Source organism: Bradyrhizobium sp. (assembly GCF_004799405.1).
Taxonomy (GTDB): domain Bacteria; phylum Pseudomonadota; class Alphaproteobacteria; order Rhizobiales; family Xanthobacteraceae; genus Bradyrhizobium.
This window is the reverse complement of record NZ_SSMW01000002.1, coordinates 70,195-90,737: the sequence shown is the minus strand read 5'-3', so window position 1 is coordinate 90,737 and position 20,543 is coordinate 70,195. Positions and strand designations below refer to the sequence as shown.

Genomic DNA, 20,543 nt, shown 5'->3' with positions numbered 1-20,543 from the left:
CAATGAAGCTTTTGCGTTTGGCGGCGACCACGGCGGCGTTGTTGTTGTCGCTGGGAGCCGGTGTTCAGGCCCAGACCACACTTCGCATCGGGTTGGCCGAAGATCCCGATATTCTCGATCCGACGCTGGCACGGACCTATGTCGGCCGCATCGTATTCGCAGCCTTCTGCGACAAGCTGTTCGACATCGACGAAAAGCTCAATATCGTGCCGCAACTGGCGCTGTCCCACGAGACATCGGCCGACGGCAAGGAAGTCACGATCAAGCTGCGGCCGGGCGTGAAATTCCAGGACGGCGAGCCATTCGACGCGGAGGCCGCGAAATTCTCGCTTGAGCGCCATCTCACCATGCCGGGATCGTTCCGCAAGCCGGAACTGGCCACGCTGGACCATGTCGACGTCGTCGACCCCCTGACCATCAAGCTCGTGCTGAAGTCGCCCTATTCGCCGCTGATCGCCCAGCTTACCGACCGCGCCGGAATGATGGTCTCTCCCAAGGCGGCGAAAGAAGAAGGCGACAAGTTCGGACTGCATCCGGTTTGCGCCGGACCCTATAAATTCGTCGAACGCGTGCAGCAGGATCGCATGGTGTTCGAAAAATTCGCGGATTACTGGAACAAGGACAATATCCATATCGATCGCGTGGTGTTCCTGCCGATCGTGGATGCCACCGTGCGGCTCGCCAATCTGAAATCCGGCGGACTCGACCTGATCGAGCGTTTGCTCGCGACCGACATCAAGGACGTCAAGGCGGACCCGAAGCTTGAACTGTCGACCGCGATCGAACTCGGCTATCAGGGCGTGACGCTGAACGTCGGCCACGACAAGGCCAACGGTCCGTTGAGCCAGTCTGCCAAAGTGCGCCAGGCGCTCGACCTTTCGATCGACCGCGAGGCGATCAACCAGGTCGTGTTCAACGGCGAATTCAAACCCGGCAATCAGTGGGTCAACCCGGATCATCCGTATTACCAGAAGGCCTTTCCGTTGCGGTCGCGCGATGTCGCCAAGGCCAAGGCGCTATTGAAGGAAGCCGGCGTTACTGCGCCCGTAAGCGTCGATTTCATGGTCCCCAAGGGCGCGGAAACCGAGGCCGTGGCGCAGGTAATCCAGTCGATGGCGGCTGAAGCCGGGTTCGACATGAAGATCAGGGTGACTGAGTTTGCGACATCGCTTAAAGCGGCCGAGGCCGGCGACTACCAGGCCTATATGCTGGCGTGGAGCGGACGGATCGATCCGGACGGCAATTCCTACATCTTTCTGAAAACCAACGCGCCGCAGAATTACAGCGCCTGGTCCAATCCCGAGGCCGACAAGGCGCTCGATGACGCCCGTCTCATCACCGATCAGGCGCAGCGCAAGGCGATCTATCAGAAGCTGACCAAGACGGTGCTCGACGAAGAGCCGATCCTTTACCTCTACCACCGCGGCATCCTGATCGCGCATACCACCAGGCTTGAGGGCTATAAGCAGATGCCGGACGGGCTGGTGCGCGTGACGGGCTTGACGCTGAAGTGAGGATGAGCAGCTCATTCTCGTGTCCCGGACATAGTGCGGCGCGCCAGCGCTGCACTGCCGAGCCGGGACCCAGCCGCAACATGGATCCCGGTTCTGCAGCGCACCATTACACGCTGCGCTGCGCCCGGAAAACGAAGCCATGCTGAGCTTTCTCGTCAGGCGCATTGTCCAGCTGATCCCGACGCTGTTCTTTGTGTCGATCCTGATCTTCTCGTTGCAGCATTTGCTGCCCGGCGATCCCGCGCTGGTGATGGCCGGCGAGGAGCACGATCCCGCCGTCATCGCGCAGATCCGCCAGCAGTACCGGCTCGATCGTCCGATACCGGTACAATATTTTTACTGGGTCAAAGGTGTTCTCGCCGGCGACTTCGGCGAGTCGCTGCGCATCAAGGTGCCGGTGCGCGAGCTGATCGCGCAGAAACTTCCGGTGACCATGCAATTGGCGGCGATGGCGATCGTGATCGCTTTCTTGATCGGAATCCCCGCCGGTATCCTGTCCGCCGTCAAGAAGGGCACCGCATGGGACTACGGCGCCAACCTATTTGCGCTGTGGGGCATCTCGACGCCGAATTTCTGGCTCGGGATCATGCTGATCTTCCTGTTCTCGATCGAGCTCGGCTGGTTGCCGGCGTCGGGCTACGTCCCGCTCTCCGAAAACTGGCGCGCCAGCCTCGCGGCCACCATCATGCCAGCCTTCGTGCTCGGCAATGCGATTGCCGCGATCCTGATGCGGCACACCAGGAGCGCCATGTTGCAGGTGCTCGAAAGCGACTATGTCCGCACCGCCCGCGCCAAGGGCCTTTCCGAACGCTCGGTCATTCTCAAGCACGCCATGCGCAACGCCCTGACGCCGGTAATCACGCTCGGTGCGCTCGAACTTGGCACGTTATTGTCCGGCGCGGTTCTGACCGAGCAGATATTTTCGATTCCGGGTTTCGGCAAGCTGATCGTGGACGCCGTGTTCAACCGCGACTACGCCGTGGTGCAAGGCGTCGTGCTGGTGACGGCGACCATCTACATCACGCTGAACCTGATCGCCGATATTGCCTATATCCTCGTCAATCCCAGGCTGAGGGCGTAGCGCATGACTGACGCTGTGCTCGGCGCAACTCCTGTCGCCGGATCCGACGAACTTGAAAGCCCGGCGCGGCGCGCGCTGCGTCGGTTGTTCGCGCGCAAAGGCGCGGTGGTCGGATTGGTCGTGATCGCGACATTCATCCTGCTCGCGGTGTTTGCGCCCCTGATCGTGCCCTATGATCCGATCGCAGCCAATTTTGTGCTGGTCCGCAAGCCGCCTTCGGCGCTGCACTGGTTCGGGACCGACGAGTTGGGCCGCGATATCCTGGCCCGCGTGATCTATGGCGCGCGCGCTTCGCTGGTGGCGGGCGCGATCTCGGTCGGGATCGCGCTCGGCATCGGCGTGCCGTTCGGGCTGCTGTCGGGTTATCGCGGCGGCTTCATCGACGCCCTGATCAGCCGGATTACCGACGCCATGCTGGCCTGCCCGTTCCTGATTCTCGCGATTGCGCTGGCGGCCTTTCTCGGACCGAGCCTCGGCAACGCCATGATCGCCATCGGCATTACCACGACGCCGATATTTGTCCGGCTGACTCGCGGCCAGACCATGAGCGTCAAGGTCGAAGACTACGTCGAGGCCGCCCGCGCCATGGGCAATCCGCGCTGGCGCATCGCGCTGTTCCACATCCTGCCGAACATCATGCCGGCGCTGCTGGTGCAGGCGACGCTGTCGATTGCAGCCGCCATCATCGCCGAAGCGGCGCTGTCGTTCCTCGGGTTGGGGCAGCAACCGCCCGCACCGTCCTGGGGCAGCATGCTCAACGCCGCCCAGCGCTTCCTCGTCAACGCGCCCTGGATGGCGTTGTGGCCCGGCCTGGCGATCTTTCTGGTGGTGCTGTCGTTCAACCTGGTCGGCGACGGCCTGCGTGACGCGCTCGATCCCCGCGCGCGGTAACGACTGCGCGAGTTGCGCTCCCTCTCCCGCTCTTGCGGGGGAGGGAAGAAAAGCGGCGGCTCTAGATCACCGTTTCCCGCATCACCCTGCGGCAATCCATCTCGTATTCGAGATCGATCACCGGCGGCCGCGCGAAATGCCAGGTCAATCCCGATCGCGCGGCGCCGCGACGAACCAGGGCCTCGGCAAAGACGGGATGAAAATCATGCACGGTGTAGGTCTGGACCGCCGTCGTATCCCTCCAGCCGAAGCCGAACTCGCCCATGCGACGTTCCATGGCGTCGACGACGAAGCTGACTTTTTCCTTCAGGCCGTCCGGGCTGAGGTCGCGGTAGCGCACGGTACGTTCGGAATAGGTGGCCCCTCCTTCGCGCGCTTCACCGCTGCCCGCGATCACGAAACTCGGCGTCGTGTTCTGGCTCGGCCGGACAAAGGAAAATGCGTAGAATGACGGTTCGGAAGGCGGATCGATCTCGGGGCAGACATTGCTGCGCGCCACCGGATTGGTGGTGCCGTCGAACAGGCCCCATTCCGCGAGCGTTTTGACGTAATGCTGATTGAACCTGCGAAACCCGTCATCGGTGAACGCCGCCGGCGAGCGCAACTCGCAGGCGCAAAACGCCGTCAGTGGCCGGCCGGCGGCCTGGATGTATTTTGCGACCAGTCCAAAACCTTCGGCCAACGGCGGCATCTTGTCGAAGCGCACGCGTTCTACTTCATAACCGGCGTTCGCCGCTATGCCGCCGGAATACTGAAACACCCCGGGGATGAAACGATAATTGCAGGCGGCAAACTCACGCGTCATGTCTGGCATCCCTGATTTTTTATTCCAATTGCATGCGGGCGCCCTTGGCGCCGTTGAGCAACCGCCGCAGGTGAAAGCCCGCCAGCGCATCGTCGGCATGCAGCCCGACCAGCGCCGCAAAAGCCGGCATCGCCGCGGCATCTTCGGTCTCAAGCTTGGCGAAGGCTTCGCAATATTGCACCCTCGCCGGCCCTTCGAACGCCGCCGCCGACAGCGGCTCGTAGGCGCGCAGCGGCTCGCTGCGCCCGCGCAGCATCAGATCGCCGACCGGCCTGCCCTTGAATTTCTCGGTACCATCGGCGACCGTGGCACTGACGCAAATCCGCGTGCCGAGGAATTTGTTGGCGGCCTCCAGCCTTGCCGCGATGTTGATGGTATCGCCATAGGCGGTGTAATCGAAGAAACGGCTGCCGCCGAAATTCCCGACCAGCGCGGGGCCGGCATGAACGCCGATCCGCGTCGCGCCGAAATTCACCCCCTTGGCCTTCCAGCGCTCGCGAAATTCCTGCGCCCAGTTATCGAGATCGTGCGCGCAGGCAATCGCGCGGGTGGCATAGTCCGGCTGGTCGCCGGGCGCGTTGAACAGAATCTGGATCGCATCGCCGATGATCTTGGCGACGGTGCCTTCATGCGCGAACACGACGTCGGTCATGCCGCCGACATATTCGTTGAGCAGCGCACCCAGCACTTCGGGTGCCGCGGTCTCCACCAGCGACGTGAAGCTGGTGATATCGGTAAAGATGGTCGCGACCTCGCGGCGATGCACCTCCATGCCGTTGCCCTCGCCATCGGAGGCGAGCCGCAAAGCGATCTGCGGCGAAAAATAGCGCGACAGCGAAGCGTGCGCGCGCTCGGCTTCCGCCTGGCGGCGGCGCGCATCGCGCATCATCTCGACATGACGGATGGTCTTGTCGATGGTCATTTCGAGATCGCCGAAGTCGATCGGCTTGGTCAGGAAGTCGAACGCGCCGCGGTTCATCGCGACGCGGATGTTGCTCATGTCGCCATACGCCGACACGATGATGGTCGATTTCTTGTCCTCGGCTTCCTGCAGCTTCTGCAGCAACGAAAGCCCGTCCATCCGCGGCATGTTGATATCCGACACAACCATATCGACATGCGGATGGTCCTCGATCGATTGCAGCGCCTCGATGCCGTCATGCGCGAACATGAACGTCACCGTGCCGTCGCGGATCTGCTTGCGGAACTTCTGCAGCACCAGAGCCTCGAGATCGGGCTCGTCATCGACGACGAGGATGGTTGCGGTCATGCGGCCTGCCCGAGCCTGGTATCGATCTCGTGGCGCAGCAGCGCGAAATCGATCGGTTTGGTCAACAGGCCGATCGCGCCGCGCTCGATCGCCTTGCGCCGCGTTTCGGCATCGCCATAGGCGGTGATCATGATCACGGGAACGTCGGGCCGCTCGGCACGCACTTTCGGCAGCATTTCAAGGCCGCTCATGCCGGGCATGTTGATGTCGGACAGGATCAGGATCAGCGACGGATCGGCGACATTGGAGGCGCGGGCCAGGGCCACAGGCGCCGACGGCGCGAACTCCATGGTGAAACGCCCGGAGCGGATATCGCGCCGGAACTGTTGACGGAACAGGGCCTCAACATCGGGCTCGTCATCGACGACGAGTATATAGACGCTCAATGGGTGCCTCCAGCCTGTGCCTGCGCCGCGGTCCGCGGCAGCGTAATAATGAATTCGGTAAATGCGCCCGGTTCGGTATCGACGTCGATCTTGCCGCCGTGTTGTTTCACCACGATGTCGTGACTCATCGACAGGCCAAGTCCGGTACCCTCACCCGCCGGCTTGGTGGTGAAGAAGGGATTGAACATTTTCTCCTTCACTTCCAAAGGGATACCGGTGCCATTGTCGCGAATGCGGATTTCGACCTTGTTGCCGAGGCTCTTGGTGGTCGCGCTCAGCACGGGCTCGAAACTCTGGTCGCCGGCCTCCTTGCGCTTGGTGGCGGCGTAGAAGCCGTTCGAGATCAGATTGAGGAACACCCGCGTGATTTCCTGCGGGTAAAGGTCGATCATCCCGGCGGCGGGGTCGAGGTCGCGCTTCAGCGTGATATTGAAGCCGGACTTCTCCGCGCGCGCGCCATGATAGGCGAGATTGAGACTCTCCTCGACAATCGCGTTGATGTCAGCGGGCCGGTGTTCGCCCGACCCCTCGCGCGAATGCAACAGCATGTTCTTGACGATCGAATCGGCGCGCTTGCCGTGCTGCACCACTTTCTCAAGATTGCCCTTCAGCATATTCGTAAGCTCGTCGATCTCTTCCCGGATCTTGTCATCGAGCGCGGCCGGCTTGAGCGCGTCGTTCAACTCGTCGATCAATTCCGCAGATAACGCCGAGAAATTGTTGACGAAATTGAGCGGATTCTTGATTTCATGCGCGATACCGGCGGTGAGCTGGCCAAGCGAAGCGAGCTTCTCGGTCTGCACCAGACGATCCTGCGCGGTGCGCAACTCATCGAGCGAAAGCGACAGCTCCCTGGTGCGCTCCTGCACCTGATCGAACAACCGCACGTTCTCGATGGCGATCACGGCCTGGTCGGCAAAGGTCTGGACGAGATCGATCTGCCGTTGGCTGAACGGTCCGGGTTCCGGCCTGCCCAACAGCAGCACGCCCTCGACCGCGCCGTCGCGCATCAAAGGCACGGCGAGCACCGCGCGATAATCGCCGAGAACAGGCGCACGGCCAAAATTGTATTCGGGATCCAGTTGCACGTCGGGGACGTGGACAGCTTCGCTATCCATGAAGACCCGACCGGTGATGGTATCGCGGCCGGGCTTGATGGGGTTGGCGTGCATAAAGTCGACGAAGGCCTGCGTGCAGCCGGATTCAGCCTGCAGTCGCATCACCTCGCCGTCGCGCAGGCATATGATGCCAAGCGACGCGCCGCACAGCGCTTTCGCTGAATCGGTCAGGGTGGTGAGCACGGATTTCAGATCGAAGGCAGAGCGGCTGATGACCTTGAGCACGTCAGCGGTCGCGGTCTGCTGCTGCAGCGACTCGCTGAGGTCGTCGGTGCGTACCCGCAGCTCATTAAGCAGGCGGGCGTTTTCGATGGCGATCACGGCTTGATCCGCGAACATCTTCAACAAAGCGATATGCTTGTCTTCGAACGGTCGCACCTCCGCGCGGCGGACGAGTATCGTGCCGAGCGCGCGAGCGTCTCTGACCAGCGGTACAGCCAAGGTGGTTCGATGCCCGAGCCTCAGCGCAAACTCCCGGCCAAGCGGAAAATCGTGGTCCGCGCTTTGCAGGTCGGCCACGTGCACGGGCTGTTTGTCGGTTATGGAACGTCCCATGACTGAGTCTCGGTTCAGGGGCGCCGTCTCGCCGTTGACCATCCTTCCAAAGTCACCGAACTCTGCAGCATAACGCAATGTGTCGCCTTCGACGGTGAGTATGTCGACGATCTGCGCTTCGCAGATCTGCGCTGCGTGCCTGGCAACCGTATCGAAGACCGGCCTGAGGTCCCCCGGCGAACTCGAAATCACTCGCAGGATGTCGCTGATTGCCGTCTGTTGCTCAAGCGACTCGCTCAATTCGGCCGTTCGCAATTCAACCTTCTTCTCAAGGTCGGTGTAGGATTCCTGCAGCCGCGCGCCCATGTCGTTGAATTGATCGGCAAGACCTTCGAGTTCGTCACCGGTCTTGATCGAGATACGCTGGGCGAAATCGCCGCTGCCCATGCGTTCGGCACCCGCGCGCAACGCCTGGATCGGACCGACCATGCGCCGGGCCAGGAATATCCCGGCCAGCACCGCGAAAAACGACGCCCCCGCGAGCACGATGGCGAGACGCTGCAAGGCGAGATACAGCGACGCATAGGCTTCCTCGACCGGCAGTTCGACGAACATGGTCCAGCCCAGCGGCGCGATCGGCGCCGACGCCGTCAGCACCTCCTGGCCCTGGATGTTGCGCGCGCCCTGCAGGGAGTCGGGATCGAAATTCGCAGCCCCCGCCCGGGCTGCCTGCACCTGCACCAGCTTCGACATGTCGGTGTTGCGCAGCACCAGGCTGATGTCCGGATGCGCGATCAGGCGTCCCTGCGCGCCGACGACGTAGGCATGGCCGTGCTCGCCGACCTTGATCTGCGACACCACATCCCAGATCAGCTTGAGATTGACCTCGGCGATGCTGACGCCGGCGTCCTTGCGGGTGCCGGCCAGCGACAGCGTCATGTACGGCTCGGACTCGCGGCGGAAATAGACCGGGCCGTAATAGACCTTGTGTGCGACGGCCTCGGTGAATTTCGGATCATGGGAGAGATCGACACCGCTATCGACCACGTCCATGGCGAGCCGCGACACCCGCAGCCGCTCCCTGCCGGTGGAATCGATCTGCCCCAGTTCGGTGATCGCCGGCACCTGGCGCAACAGCCGCAGCGCGTCGAATCGGCGCGGCTCGATCGACCCCGCGGACCACGGCAACTGGGTGGTCCAGCCGAGCTGGCTTTCGATCTCCTTGATGAACTGGCTGATCTTGGCCGCCGCCGCCTCGGCCTGCTCGTGCTGAATCCGGATCAATGCCGCCTTGTGTTCGCGGTAGTAGAAGAAAACTTCGAAAATCCCGTTCGATAGCAGCGCCACGGCCACCACCGCGACGAACAGCGCGACATATTTGGTGAACAACCGGCTGCGGATCCTGGTGCCGGAAGCACCCGCCAAAGGCGTCGTTTCCGCCACAGGCGATGCCTCCAGCGGTCGACCTTTGGGCGTGTCGGGGTGGATGGAAATGCTCATCCGGCCCCATTTAGCAAGAACGGACAGCGATGTCTCTTGTCGCAGTGCGGGAAGATCATTCGATGACCTCGTCGGCGGTCGCCAGCAGCGTCGGCGATACTTCGATCCCCAGCGCCTTCGCGGTTTTCAGGTTGATCACCAGTTCGAATTTGGTGGGCTGCTGGACCGGCAGGTCGGCTGGCGTGGCGCCCTTCAAGATGCGATCGACATAGTCAGCCGCGCGCCGGTGCAGGTCCGCCACATCGACCCCATACGACACCAGCCCGCCATCGGTGGCCCCGAACCGCCACGGAAATACCGTCGGCACCCGGTCGGCAGCGGCTTGCGCGATTATCGCCGGGCGATGCACGGCCGTGAAGACATCCAGCATGACGATCAGGCCGCTGCCCGGCTCGCGTCCGAGTCCGCTCACGGCCCGCCTGATCTCGTCGTCACTGCGGACCGGGACAGGAAGCAACTCCACCGCCAGAGCGGGCGCCGAGGCGGCAACCGACTTCAGGAAAAAAGCCCCACCGCCGGGCGCGGTCTCCGGATTGAAAATCACGCCGACCCGCCTGGATGCGGGTGCGATCTTCTTGAGCAGCTCGATCCACTTGCCGCCCATCGTCGCTTCGAAGTTGGTGAAGCCGGTGATGTTGCCGCCGGGATGGGCGAGGTCTGCGACAAAGCCGTTGCTGACGGGATCGGTAACCGAAACAAAGATGACCGGGATCGTCGAGGTCTGGTCCGCGACCGCTTTCAGGGTTGGCGTGGTTTCGCAAACGATCACATCCGACTTCAAACCGACCAGGTCCCTGGCGTACTCACGAACCCGGTCGATTTCGCCGCCGCCAAAGCGATAGGTGATCGCGACGTCGTGACCATCCATCCAGCCGAGTTGTTCCAGCCCTTCCCTGAACGCCCAGATGCGCGCCTGGGTATCGGGATCGTCTTGCGCGTATCCCATCAGGATGCCGATACGCCGGATGTGGTTCGGCTGCGCGCGCGCAGCGCTTGCCGCCGCAACCGCGGCACCGCCCATCAGGCCGATGAACTCACGCCGTTTCATCCCGGCATCCTGTTCGCCGGGCGCTCAGTCGCCTGGCACCCCCGGGCAGGGTACCATGCGGTTTCGGAGATAAGCCAAGGAAATGGGCTGGATTCCCCAGAGGAAGCCGGTCCGTTCTTGTTTGCGGCCGACCCCCGATCAGGTCGGACTCAATCCGAACTCGGCGATCTGCTTGCTGCGGTCGGATTCCGCGCTCGCCCGGTGATCGGTGGCGATCGCCACATAGACCGCCGGCAGCACGAACAGCGTGAACAGCGTTCCGATCGACATGCCGGCAACAACGACCAGCCCGATCGAAAACCGGCTCGCTGCGCCCGCGCCCGACGCGGTCAAGAGCGGTAGCAACCCTGTCACCATCGCCGCCGTCGTCATCAGGATCGGACGAAGCCGGACCCGCGCCGCCATCTCGATGGCGGAACGCTTGTCGAGACTCTCATTGAGCTGGAGCTCGTTGGCAAACTCCACCATCAGGATGCCGTGCTTGCTGATCAGGCCGACCAGCGTCAGCAATCCGACCTGGGTGTAGATGTTCATGGTCGCGGCGCCGAAGAACAGGGGAATCAACGCACCCACGATCGCCATCGGAACGCTGATCATGATGACCAAGGGATCGCGCAGGCTCTCGAATTGCGCCGCCAGCACCAGGAAGATGATGATCAGCGCAAAAGCAAAGGTGACCGCGAGCTGGTTTCCTTCCTGCACATATTGCCGGCTATCCGCGAGATAGTCGTGACTAAATCCGGCCGGGAGCTTCTTGGCTTCGCCTTCGAGGAAATCGACCGCCGTTCCCACCGTCACCCCGGGCATCGGCACCGCCTGGAAGGTTGCCGAATTCAACTGATTGTAGTGGGTCAACGCGTTCGGATCGGTCGCCGTCTCGATCGAGACGACGGTGGAGAGAGGCACCTGCTGGCCCGTCGCGGTCGATACGTAGTATCCGCCGAGCGCCTCCGGTGACAGCCGCCGGTCGCGCGGCACCTGCGGGATGACCTGATAGGACCGACCCTCGAGGTTGAACCGGTTGACGTAGTTTCCACCGAGCAGGGTAGCCAGCGTATTGCCGATGTTCTGCATGGTGATGCCGAGGTCGCTCGCCTTCGAGCGGTCGACCTTGACCCGCACCACCGGCTGGTTGAAATCGAGGTCGCTGTCGGAGACGATGAACAGCCCGCTCTTTCGCGCCGCGTCCTTCAGCTTCACCATCTGTTCATAGACCGACTGAAATCCGTTGGTCGAGTTGATCACCATCTGCACGGGCAATCCGCCGGGACCGCCGGGCAGCGGTGGCAGGTTGAACGCAAACGCGTTGACGCCCTCGATCTTGCTGAGCTGCGCCTGCACCAGCGGCTTCAGCTTGATCGAGGAGCGCACGCGCTCGTCCCAGGGCTTGAGAAGCATGCCGGCAATTCCGTTTTGCGGACCGTTGATGCCGTTGATGACGAAGCGCAGATCGGTCTCCGGGAAGCTGGCGAATGCCTTGTCGAGCTTCTCGCCGTAATAGTCCGAATAGTCGATGTTGGCGTATTTCGGCGCCTTGGTGACGGCGAACACGATGCCCTGATCTTCTTCCGGCGCCAGTTCCTTCGACGTGTGCAGATAGAGGAAGCCGACCAGCCCGAGGATGGTCAGCGCAAACAACGCGGTAATCGGACGATAGTCGAGCGAACGGTCGAGCTGGCGGCCGTACCAGCGCGTTATCGCTCCGAACACCCGGTTGACGATTTTTGCAAATCGCCCTTCCTCGGCGTTTTTGAGGAAGATTGAGCACATCATCGGCGAAAGCGTCAACGCGATGACGCCCGACACGATCACCGAGCCTGCAAGCGTGAACGCGAATTCGCGAAACAGCGAACCGGTAAGGCCGCCGAGGAAACCGATCGGCGCGAACACCGCCGCGAGCGTAATGGTCATGGAGACGACGGGGCCGACGATCTCGCGCGCGCCCTGCATAGCGGCCTGCACCGGAGGTTTGCCCTCCTCCAGGTGGCGATGGATGTTCTCCACCACGACGATGGCGTCATCGACGACGAGCCCGATCGCCAGCACCATCGCCAGCAGGGTCAGCAGATTGAAGCTGAATCCGGCGACCAGCATCAGGCTGCAAACGCCGATCAGCGACAGCGGAATGGTCACGACCGGGATGATCACCGAACGGAACGACGCCAGGAACAGAAAGATCACGACCACCACGATGATGACCGCCTCGCCCAGGGTTTTCTCGACCTCGTCGATCGACGATTGAATGAACTTGGTCGAATCGTACGCCACCTTCATTTTCATCGAAGGCGGCAGATTGCGTTCCAGTTCGGGAAACAGCGCCCGGACGCCCCGGACCAGCGTCAGCGGGTTGCCCTGCGGCGTCGCCTGCACGCCGATGAAGATCGCATGCTCGCCGTTGAAGGCGACGCTGGCGTCAGTGCTTTGCGCGGCGAGTTCGACGGTGGCGATATCCTCCATCCGCACAAACCCGCCGTCCTTGGACTTGACGATCATGCGCTTGAACTGATCGAGATTCTTCAGGTCGGTGTTGGTCGATACGTTGGAGACGATGAAAAAGCCCTTGGCCTGGCCTGCCGCAGCCTGGAAATTATTGGCGGCGATCGCCGCGGAAACATCGCTCGGCGAAACGCTTCGACCGGCCATCCGGACCGGGTCGAGCCACAGCCGCATCGCAAACGTCTGACCACCCAGAATGTCCGCGGAAGCCACGCCATCGACGGTCGAAAGCACCGGCTGAACCACCCGCGTCAGGTAGTCCGATATGGCCGACCCCGACAGCACTTCGCTGGAGAAGCCGAGATACATCACGGCCGTGGTCTGACCCGTGGTCTTGGTCACGATCGGATCGTTCGATTCCTTCGGAATGAGATATTTGACGGAATTCACCTTGGCGAGAACTTCGGTCAGCGCCTGGTTGGGATCGAAGTTCAGCTTGATGTAGACCTGGATCGTGCTGGTGCCGAGCACCGAAGACGACGTCATGTAATCGACGCCTTCTGCGGACGCGACGGCCTGTTCGATCGGCGTCGTGATGAATCCCTGAATCAGATCGGCCGACGCGCCCGGATAGACGGTGGTGACGTTGACGACCGTATTCGACAGCTTTGGATATTGCCGAATCGGCAGGCTGGTCGCCGCCCGAAAACCGATCAGAAGGATCAGCAGGCTCACGACCACCGACAACACCGGCCGCTTGATGAAAATATCGGTCCAGACCATCGCGATGCGCTCCGTTAGATCACGATCCGGTCAATCCGGATCGGTGATCGCGATCTTCCCATTGTTCAAGCATGACCTTTCCGAAAACCGGTTCCGGATCATGCTTCAGTAACGCGGCGGATTAGCCGGGATCGGCGGAGGCGGCTCGGCGGAAATCGTCACCGCCGCTCCCGATTGCAGCTTAAGCTGACCGACGGCAACCACGCGATCGCCGGGTTTCAAGCCGCTGAGGATTTCAGCGCGTCCATTGATCCGGTTACCGGTCCGCACGAAGGTGCGAACGACGGTCAGGCTGCTCTTGCCGTCATCCTCCTTCTTCTCGGTGATGAGGTAAACCGAATCTCCGTAGAGCGTATAATCGACGGCCGTTTCGGGAACGGTGACGACCGCCGGCTTGTCCGGCAGCACGACCGTGGTGGTGGCGAACATGCCGGGCTTGAGGATATGGTCGGGATTGTCCATCGTGGCCTGGACATGGATGTTGCGCGTATCGGTCGAGATCTGCGGTTCGACGGTGGTGATCTTGCCTTCGAACGTCCTGCCGGGATAGGCATCGACCGCGATGCGCACGGTCTGCCCAACCTTAAGCGTTGAGCTGTCCTTTTCCGTCACCGTGAAGTTCGCGTACAGTGCCGATAGGTTCGTCAACGTCACGATCTGGGTGCCCGCAGTCAGGAACTGGCCGACCTCGACATGGCGGACGCCAAGTTCGCCGTCGAACGGCGCGCGCACCACCTTCTGCGAAATGATCGCCTGGGTCTTGGCGATGCCGGCATTGGCCTGGTCATAGGTCGCCTGCGCGGCATCGGCCGTCGACTGCGGACCAAACTGGCGCGCCGCCAGTTGCTTGGCGCGATCCAGCGCTAGTTGCGCGCCGATTGCCTGCGCCTTGAAGCCGGCGAGATCGCCCTGTTCGGGCGCGTCGAACAATTGCAGCAACGGACTGCCCGCCTTCACGTTGGCGCCGGCGGTGAACATGATGTCGGTGATGCGGCCCGAGACATCGGAGGTGACGTTGACCTGATGCACGGCGGCAAGATCGCCGACTGCGGTGAGCAGGTTCGGGATCACCTCGGATTTGGCCTCGGCGATAGTGACCGTTGCCGGCGGCGGCTTGTTGTTGGCGAAGAACTGCGCGATCGCGTGGCTGCGGATTGCATTGAAGCCGACCAGAGCGCCAACCAGCAGCGCCAGCAGCAGCCCGACGATGATGAACCAGCGCATCATCCGGACCGGACGCGCGCGCGGCTTCTCGGCGATCGGCTGGCCCGAAATGTTGGATTCGGTCACGATATTCATGTCATACACCTTCTGCAGTTACCGGCTGCCCCGGAGATCGCGCGAGATCGCGATCCAGATGGGAGGCAATCGCGGTTTCGTTCAATCCAATTCCGCGGAGGATGAATTCGCAAAGTTGCCGTTCGAGACCGCCGGCATTGCCGTAAGCCAAACAAGGCACGGCCGGAAGCCTTGCCAACGCCGCCATCAGCAACGTGTGATGGGCAAACCAGAAGAGATTGAGCGGCTCGCTGCCGATACGCGACGCATCGCCCGCCGCCACCGCGCCATCGAGCGAAGCGGTAAAAACCGGCCCGATCAAATCGCCAACTTTCGCGTAGAGCAGCCGTGCGAATTCGCCGTCATCGAGATGGCTCGTGGTCATCAGCCGAAGGCGTTGCCCTTCCTGTTCGTCCGGACCGTCCATTATTTGCAGGAAGTGCCGGACCATGCCTTTCACCAGTTCGACCAGCGTAGCCGTCGACGGTTCCTGCCCGAGCAAGTGCGCGAGATCCGGATCGGCCTCGCACTCTTCAGCCAGAATTTCCGCATAAAGCGCCGATTTGGTCGGAAAGTGCTTGAACAACAATCCTTCCGAAATGGCGGCCGCCGCCGCGACACTTTTGGTCGTGGTGCCCGCAAAGCCGTTGCGGGCAAAGCACCGCCTGGCAGCGCTCAATATGAGCTGCCGCCGCAAATCACTCGTCATGCGTAGCGTAGACATGCTCGTGAGTAAGCACTCACCTTACCAGCTGTCAAGGGTTTTGCTGCAGTGCACCAGGCTGGGTCGGGCTCTAAATCGGCCCAAACCCCAGCGCGCCGCGGATCCGCGTCACGGTGTACTGGCCGTCGCGGCTGGAGAGCACGCGCTCCAGATTGGCGCTGTCGATCTTGATGCTGGCAAAGCGCGGCCCGCTGGAGAGGTCATGCATCGAGGATGCGAAGGCCTCGATCTCGGCCATGGTCGACAGCGCGCGGGCGTCAAATATCCCGCAGGACCGGGCGACCCCGACGAGATCGGCAGTCCCGGCGGTATGGCTCGCCTGCCCGCCGGTCTCACCATAGACCTCATTGTCCAGCACCACGATGCTGAAATTCTTTGGCTGTTGCAGGCCGACGGTAGCAAGGCTTCCCATCCCCATCAGCATCTCGCCATCGCCGGTGATCACGACCACCGGCAGCTTCGGCTGCGCCAGCGCGACGCCGAGCCCGATCATGACCGCGCCACCCATGGCGCCCCACAGGTAGAAATTGCGGTCGTGGTCGCCGGCCGCGGCGATGTCGTAGGTCGAGGCGCCCAGTCCGCCGACCACGATGGCATCCTTGCGTTCCGTCAGAAGACTGCCGACGACTTCGCGCCGGTCGAGAAGATTGGCCTTGCTCATTTGGTGAAAACCTTTGCGCCGATCAAACGTTGCGAGAGCAGGACGGCGGTCGGCGTGCAGGCATTGTAGGCCTGCCCCGCCGCGGCCTCCACGACCTCGCGCACCTCCTCCGGATGCGAGGCGCGCAGCACCTTGATGCCCGACAATTCGAACACGCCCGCGGTGCTGGTTCCCATCGGCACCTGCCAGGGATTGAATTCGCCCCATTCGCCGCGCATCGTCACCAGCGTCAGGAACGGAAAGCGAAAAATCTGGGTCAGCGACAGCATGTTCACGCAATTGCCGACGCCGCTCGACTGCATCAGCAGCACGCCGCGCTGGCCGCCGGCCCAGGCGCCGGCCAGGAGCGCCACGCCTTCTTCTTCCGTCGTCAACGGCACCGCGCGCATCGAGGACGCGCCCAGCACCCGTTCGATCAGTTGCGAGTGCCCGGCGTCCGGCACGTAAGGTACCTGGCGCACATCGAAGCGCTGCAAAATCGCAAAAATATCTTCCGGCCAGGAAGGGGTCGTTTCGGCCGCATTTTCGGCAGCCGTGGCGGCGCGGTCGTGCATTTTCATTTCCAGGCGATCTAGGAGATTGTATTCCGGGACGGGACCATAGAGCCGTCTGCGGTTTCCGAAAGAGCGAAAACGGCATATCGGTCTCTATTTATGAGTATGGCAGCATGAATGCGAACGCGCGAGAGCTGGCGGAGCGTTTCGACCTCGAGAAACTGACGCCGGAATTCTATGCCGACCCCTACCCGACCTATCGTGCACTGCGGGAGAACGAGCCGGTCAAGCGATTGCCCAACGGCTCCTGGTTCCTGACGCGGTATGACGATCTGGTCAGCGCCTACAAGAACACCAGGCTGTTCAGCTCCGACAAGAAAAAGGAGTTCGCGCCGAAATACGGCGCTTCGCTGCTCTATGAGCACCACACCACCAGCCTCGTCTTCAACGACCCGCCTGCGCACACCAGGGTACGGCGGCTCATCATGGGCGCGCTGTCGCCGCGCGCGATCGCCGAGATGGAGCCCGACCTGATCGCGCTGGTGGACCGGCTGCTCGACGCTCTTGCAGCGAAGCGCGACGTCGAGTTGATCGGGGATTTTGCCTCCGCGATCCCCATTCAGGTGATCGGCAATCTGCTCGATGTGCCGGTGGAAGAGCGCGAACCGTTGCGCGACTGGTCGCTGGCGATCCTGGGCGCGCTGGAGCCGGTGATCGGGCCCGAGGCATTCGCTCGCGGCAACGAAGCGGTGCGGGATTTTCTCGCCTATCTGGAAATCCTGGTGGAGCGGCGCCGGGCCAAACCCGGCAATCCCCAGCGCGACGTGCTGACCCGCCTCATCCAGGGCGAAGACAATGGCGAACGGCTGACGGCGAAGGAATTGCTGCATAACTGCATCTTCCTGCTCAACGCCGGGCACGAGACCACCACCAACCTGATCGGCAACGCGCTGGTGGCGTTATCGGAGAACCCTGCGCAGAAAAAACGGTTGATCGAACGTCCGGACCTGATCAAGACGGCGGTCGAGGAAATCCTGAGGTTCGAAAGTTCGAACCAGCTCGGCAACCGCATGACCACCGAGCCCGTCGAACTCGGTGGCATCAAGCTCGCCGCCAGCACACCGGTCACGCTGTGCATCGGCGCTGCCAACCGCGATCCCGCGCAATTTGCCGATCCGGAAAATCTCGACATCGGCCGCAGCCCCAACCGTCACCTCGCGTTCGGCACCGGCGCCCATCAATGTGCCGGGATGGCGCTGGCGCGGCTCGAAGGCGCGATCGCGATTTCGCGATTCCTGGCGCGATTCCCCGGCTACGCGCTGAACGGCGCGCCGATGCGCGGCGGCCGCGTTCGCTTCCGCGGATTCCTGAGCGTGCCGTGCGTGGTGGCTGGTTGACGGAAGCCGGCTTGCGACGGTCGAAACGCACCGGTACCGTGACTTACCGGGCGCCGGCTCGCCCGAATTCGAGGGAATTAGTTAGTAACGGAGTTCGTCACCATGAGTAACCTGGAAAAATTTAAGGTCGCGATTCTGCTGGCGACGAAAGACGGCGCTGAATTTCTTCCCGAACAGCTTCAGTCCTACCGCGATCAGCGCCATGGCAACTGGGAACTGCATGTTTCCGACGACGGATCGTCAGACAGCACCACGGATATCATCGATCAATTTGCCCGGGACATTTCGCAACGGGTTGGACGGCGTAGAGGTCCGTGCCAGGGCTTCTGGCGCAATTTCATGTCGCTTGCCCGGGACCGCAACATTACCGGCGACTTTTTCGCGTTCAGTGACCAGGACGATATCTGGTCGAAAGAAAAGCTGACGCGCGCAGTGAACTGGCTCGCCGGCATCCCAGAAACGATTCCCGCGGTCTATTGCGGGCGCACCGAGATCGTCGATCGCGCCGGCCTGACGCTCGGCTATTCGCAACTTTTCACCAAAGCAGCAAGTTTCCAGAATGCGCTGGTGGAGAACATTGGCGGCGGCAACACGATGGTCTTTAACCGGGCTGCCAAAAAGCTGCTTGAGGCATGCGAGCCGGTGGAGGTCATCGCGCATGACTGGTGGACATACCAACTCGTCACGGCAACCGGCGGCATCGTCGATTATGATCCGCAGCCCTGCCTGAAGTATCGTCAACACGGCCGGAACGTTTCCGGTTCACGGACCGGTCTGGATGCTCTCATTCACCGTTTTATGACCCTGTTTCCGAACCGAGAATTCGAGACCAACGACATCCACATCGACGCGCTGCTCTCGATAAAGCAGCTGCTGCGGCCCGAGAGCATCGCCAGCATTGAGCTTTTCGCGGCAGCGAGAAAAGGTTTCCTGCTGGAACGGGTTCGCTTGCTGCGGCAGTCGGGGGTTTACCGCCAAGGCACGTTTGAAAATGTTGCGATGTTCCTCGGAATCATCTGGGCGATGTTCCTCCGACGGGAATTACGGTTGCGCGGTTGTCCGGTCGAGCAAGTCGTTTGGCGGGTCAAGCCGGCGGGCGCCTGGCGGTAGTTCCGACTTGAGCAGAGCCGCGTGAGAGCGGCTCGCTGGCGGAAGGCAAAGGCGGGTCGTGTCGAAGCAGGACAACAGCGCCCCACCGGCGCCGCCAGGCCAACCGCCAGATGGAAACCCTGACGGGGATTCGCGGCCAATCCCCGATTCCGTGCTGGCGATTTTCCTGGTTGTGCTCGTGGCGGCGCTGCTGCTTGGCTACCTGTTCCTGAACAAGATGGTCGATATCTCGCGTCAGGAGGACTGCATGCTGGCCCACCGGACAAATTGCCAGGCAAGCGAGCTGCCACCCGACCGCTGAGGCAGGTTCCGTTGCCGCGCTAACGCAGCATTCGCGAACTCACCGCCAGCCGCGAATTGTCTGGTTGTGAGACGAAAGATTTCTGAACTTCACACCTTGATCGGAGCGACGTCGATCCAGCGCCGTTCGCGCCAGCTTTGCAGCGCGCATTCGGCAAGCTGCACGCCTTTGGCGCCTTCGAGCAGTGTGTGTTTATAGGGCGCATCCTCGCAGACATGGCGGATGAACATTTCCCACTGCTCCCTGAAGCCGTTGTCGTAGACGGTGTTTTCCGGAAGCTTGTGCCAGTCGGCATAGAAATCGTGGGTGCGCTTCTCGTCGGGATTCCACACCGGCCGCGGCGTCGCCTGCCGGGCCTGGATGACGCAGTCCGAGAGCCCGGCCACTGCGGAGCCATGGGTGCCGTCGACCTGGAAAGTGACGAGATCGTCGCGATAGACCCGCGTCACCCAGGACATGTTGATATGCGCAATCACGCCGCCCTTGAGCCGGAAGGTCGCATAGGCGGAATCATCGGCGGTCGCGTTGTATTTTCTGCCCCTCTCGTCCCAGCGCTCCGGAATATCGGTTGTGCCGAGACAGCTTACGCTTTCGACCTCGCCGAAGAGATTGTCGAGCACGTAGCGCCAGTGGCAGACCATGTCGAGAATGATGCCGCCGCCATCCTCGGCGCGATAATTCCACGAGGGACGCTGTGCCTCCTGCCAGTCTCCCTCAAATACCCAGTAGCCGAATTCACCGCGCACCGAGAGCATCCGGCCGAAGAAGCCGGAATCGCGCAGGAACGCCAGCTTCTTCAGGCCGGGCAGGAACAGCTTGTCCTGCACGGTGCCGTGCTTGACGCCTTTCTCTTTTGCCAGCCGGAGCACCGCTATGGCTTCATCGAGATTGGTCGCGATCGGCTTTTCGCAATAGACGTGCTTGCCGGCGTTGATCGCCTTGGTCAGTAGCGAAGGACGCGCCTGCGTGGTCGCGGCGTCGAAGAAGATGGTGTCGCCTTTCTCGGTCAGGGCCTTGTCGAGGTCGGTGGTCCAGCGCGCCACGTTGAACTGCTTTGCAAGATGCTCGACCTTGGCGGCGTCGCGGCCCACCAGAATCGGATCGGGCATCATGCGGTCGCCGTTGCCAAGCCGCACGCCGCCGGCATCGCGGATCGCGATGATGGAGCGGATCAGGTGCTGGTTGAGACCCATGCGGCCGGTGACACCGTTCATGATCAACCCCAGTCGTTTCGTCGTCATATCGTCTGCT

17 protein-coding genes are annotated in these 20,543 nt (G+C 62.1%); 6 read left to right on the top strand and 11 right to left on the bottom strand.

Translation table 11 applies throughout. From position 1 onward, the window contains the following. Positions 1-2 precede the first annotated feature (2 nt). The 3 genes from E7813_RS00660 to E7813_RS00650 all read left to right on the top strand — a co-directional run bounded on the left by E7813_RS00660 (position 3) and on the right by E7813_RS00650 (position 3,486). Positions 3-1,514: an ABC transporter substrate-binding protein gene (locus E7813_RS00660; protein ID WP_291569837.1), complete on the top strand. Its 1,512-nt coding sequence runs from the start codon at positions 3-5 to the stop codon at positions 1,512-1,514. 139 nt (positions 1,515-1,653) lie between these two features. After that, positions 1,654-2,595: an ABC transporter permease gene (locus E7813_RS00655; RefSeq protein WP_291569835.1), complete on the top strand. Its 942-nt coding sequence runs from the start codon at positions 1,654-1,656 to the stop codon at positions 2,593-2,595. A 3-nt stretch (positions 2,596-2,598) separates the two neighbouring features. Further along, positions 2,599-3,486 (top strand): ABC transporter permease, encoded by an 888-nt coding sequence (locus tag E7813_RS00650; RefSeq protein ID WP_291569832.1) that lies wholly within the window; start codon positions 2,599-2,601, stop codon positions 3,484-3,486. A gap of 61 nt (positions 3,487-3,547) precedes the next feature. Here E7813_RS00650 and E7813_RS00645 read toward each other — a convergent pair whose 3' ends face one another. The 10 genes from E7813_RS00645 to E7813_RS00600 form a co-directional block, all read right to left on the bottom strand. Continuing rightward, positions 3,548-4,291, bottom strand: coding sequence for a hypothetical protein (locus tag E7813_RS00645; protein WP_291569830.1), 744 nt, complete (start codon positions 4,289-4,291; stop codon positions 3,548-3,550). A 19-nt stretch (positions 4,292-4,310) separates the two neighbouring features. Continuing rightward, entirely contained in the window at positions 4,311-5,561 is a 1,251-nt protein-coding gene (locus E7813_RS00640) for an adenylate/guanylate cyclase domain-containing protein (protein ID WP_291569828.1), read from the bottom strand. After that, complete coding sequence (locus tag E7813_RS00635) at positions 5,558-5,947, bottom strand: response regulator (RefSeq protein WP_291569826.1); 390 nt, start codon at positions 5,945-5,947, stop codon at positions 5,558-5,560. Before E7813_RS00635 ends, E7813_RS00640 begins: the two co-directional genes overlap by 4 nt. Further along, the gene (locus E7813_RS00630) at positions 5,944-9,060 is read right to left on the bottom strand and encodes a GAF domain-containing protein (RefSeq protein ID WP_291569824.1); all 3,117 of its coding nucleotides are present in this window, start codon (positions 9,058-9,060) and stop codon (positions 5,944-5,946) included. Before E7813_RS00630 ends, E7813_RS00635 begins: the two co-directional genes overlap by 4 nt. A gap of 55 nt (positions 9,061-9,115) precedes the next feature. Then, positions 9,116-10,108, bottom strand: a complete 993-nt coding sequence (locus E7813_RS00625) for an ABC transporter substrate-binding protein (RefSeq protein WP_291569822.1) — start codon at positions 10,106-10,108, stop codon at positions 9,116-9,118. A gap of 138 nt (positions 10,109-10,246) precedes the next feature. Next, the gene (locus tag E7813_RS00620) at positions 10,247-13,327 is read right to left on the bottom strand and encodes a multidrug efflux RND transporter permease subunit (RefSeq protein WP_291569820.1); all 3,081 of its coding nucleotides are present in this window, start codon (positions 13,325-13,327) and stop codon (positions 10,247-10,249) included. Positions 13,328-13,432: 105 nt separating this feature from the next. Then, positions 13,433-14,626 (bottom strand): efflux RND transporter periplasmic adaptor subunit, encoded by a 1,194-nt coding sequence (locus E7813_RS00615; protein ID WP_291569818.1) that lies wholly within the window; start codon positions 14,624-14,626, stop codon positions 13,433-13,435. A gap of 1 nt (position 14,627) precedes the next feature. After that, positions 14,628-15,314, bottom strand: coding sequence for a helix-turn-helix domain-containing protein (locus E7813_RS00610; RefSeq protein WP_291569816.1), 687 nt, complete (start codon positions 15,312-15,314; stop codon positions 14,628-14,630). 85 nt (positions 15,315-15,399) lie between these two features. Then, positions 15,400-15,990 (bottom strand): thiamine pyrophosphate-dependent enzyme, encoded by a 591-nt coding sequence (locus E7813_RS00605; RefSeq protein ID WP_291569814.1) that lies wholly within the window; start codon positions 15,988-15,990, stop codon positions 15,400-15,402. After that, positions 15,987-16,544 (bottom strand): thiamine pyrophosphate-binding protein, encoded by a 558-nt coding sequence (locus E7813_RS00600; protein ID WP_291569812.1) that lies wholly within the window; start codon positions 16,542-16,544, stop codon positions 15,987-15,989. Before E7813_RS00600 ends, E7813_RS00605 begins: the two co-directional genes overlap by 4 nt. Before the next feature lie 113 nt (positions 16,545-16,657). On the opposite strand from E7813_RS00600, the gene E7813_RS00595 reads away from it, so the two are divergent. The 3 genes from E7813_RS00595 to E7813_RS00585 all read left to right on the top strand — a co-directional run bounded on the left by E7813_RS00595 (position 16,658) and on the right by E7813_RS00585 (position 19,292). Further along, complete coding sequence (locus E7813_RS00595; RefSeq protein WP_291569810.1) at positions 16,658-17,881, top strand: cytochrome P450; 1,224 nt, start codon at positions 16,658-16,660, stop codon at positions 17,879-17,881. Positions 17,882-17,983: 102 nt separating this feature from the next. Continuing rightward, the gene (locus E7813_RS00590; protein ID WP_291569808.1) at positions 17,984-18,991 is read left to right on the top strand and encodes a glycosyltransferase family 2 protein; all 1,008 of its coding nucleotides are present in this window, start codon (positions 17,984-17,986) and stop codon (positions 18,989-18,991) included. A 58-nt stretch (positions 18,992-19,049) separates the two neighbouring features. Further along, positions 19,050-19,292 carry a hypothetical protein gene (locus tag E7813_RS00585; protein WP_291569806.1) on the top strand — a complete coding sequence of 81 codons (243 nt, stop codon included), beginning with the start codon at positions 19,050-19,052 and terminating at the stop codon, positions 19,290-19,292. Between the two features lie 89 nt (positions 19,293-19,381). Here E7813_RS00585 and E7813_RS00580 read toward each other — a convergent pair whose 3' ends face one another. Beyond that, complete coding sequence (locus tag E7813_RS00580; protein ID WP_291569804.1) at positions 19,382-20,533, bottom strand: Gfo/Idh/MocA family oxidoreductase; 1,152 nt, start codon at positions 20,531-20,533, stop codon at positions 19,382-19,384. Positions 20,534-20,543: the final 10 nt, after the last annotated feature.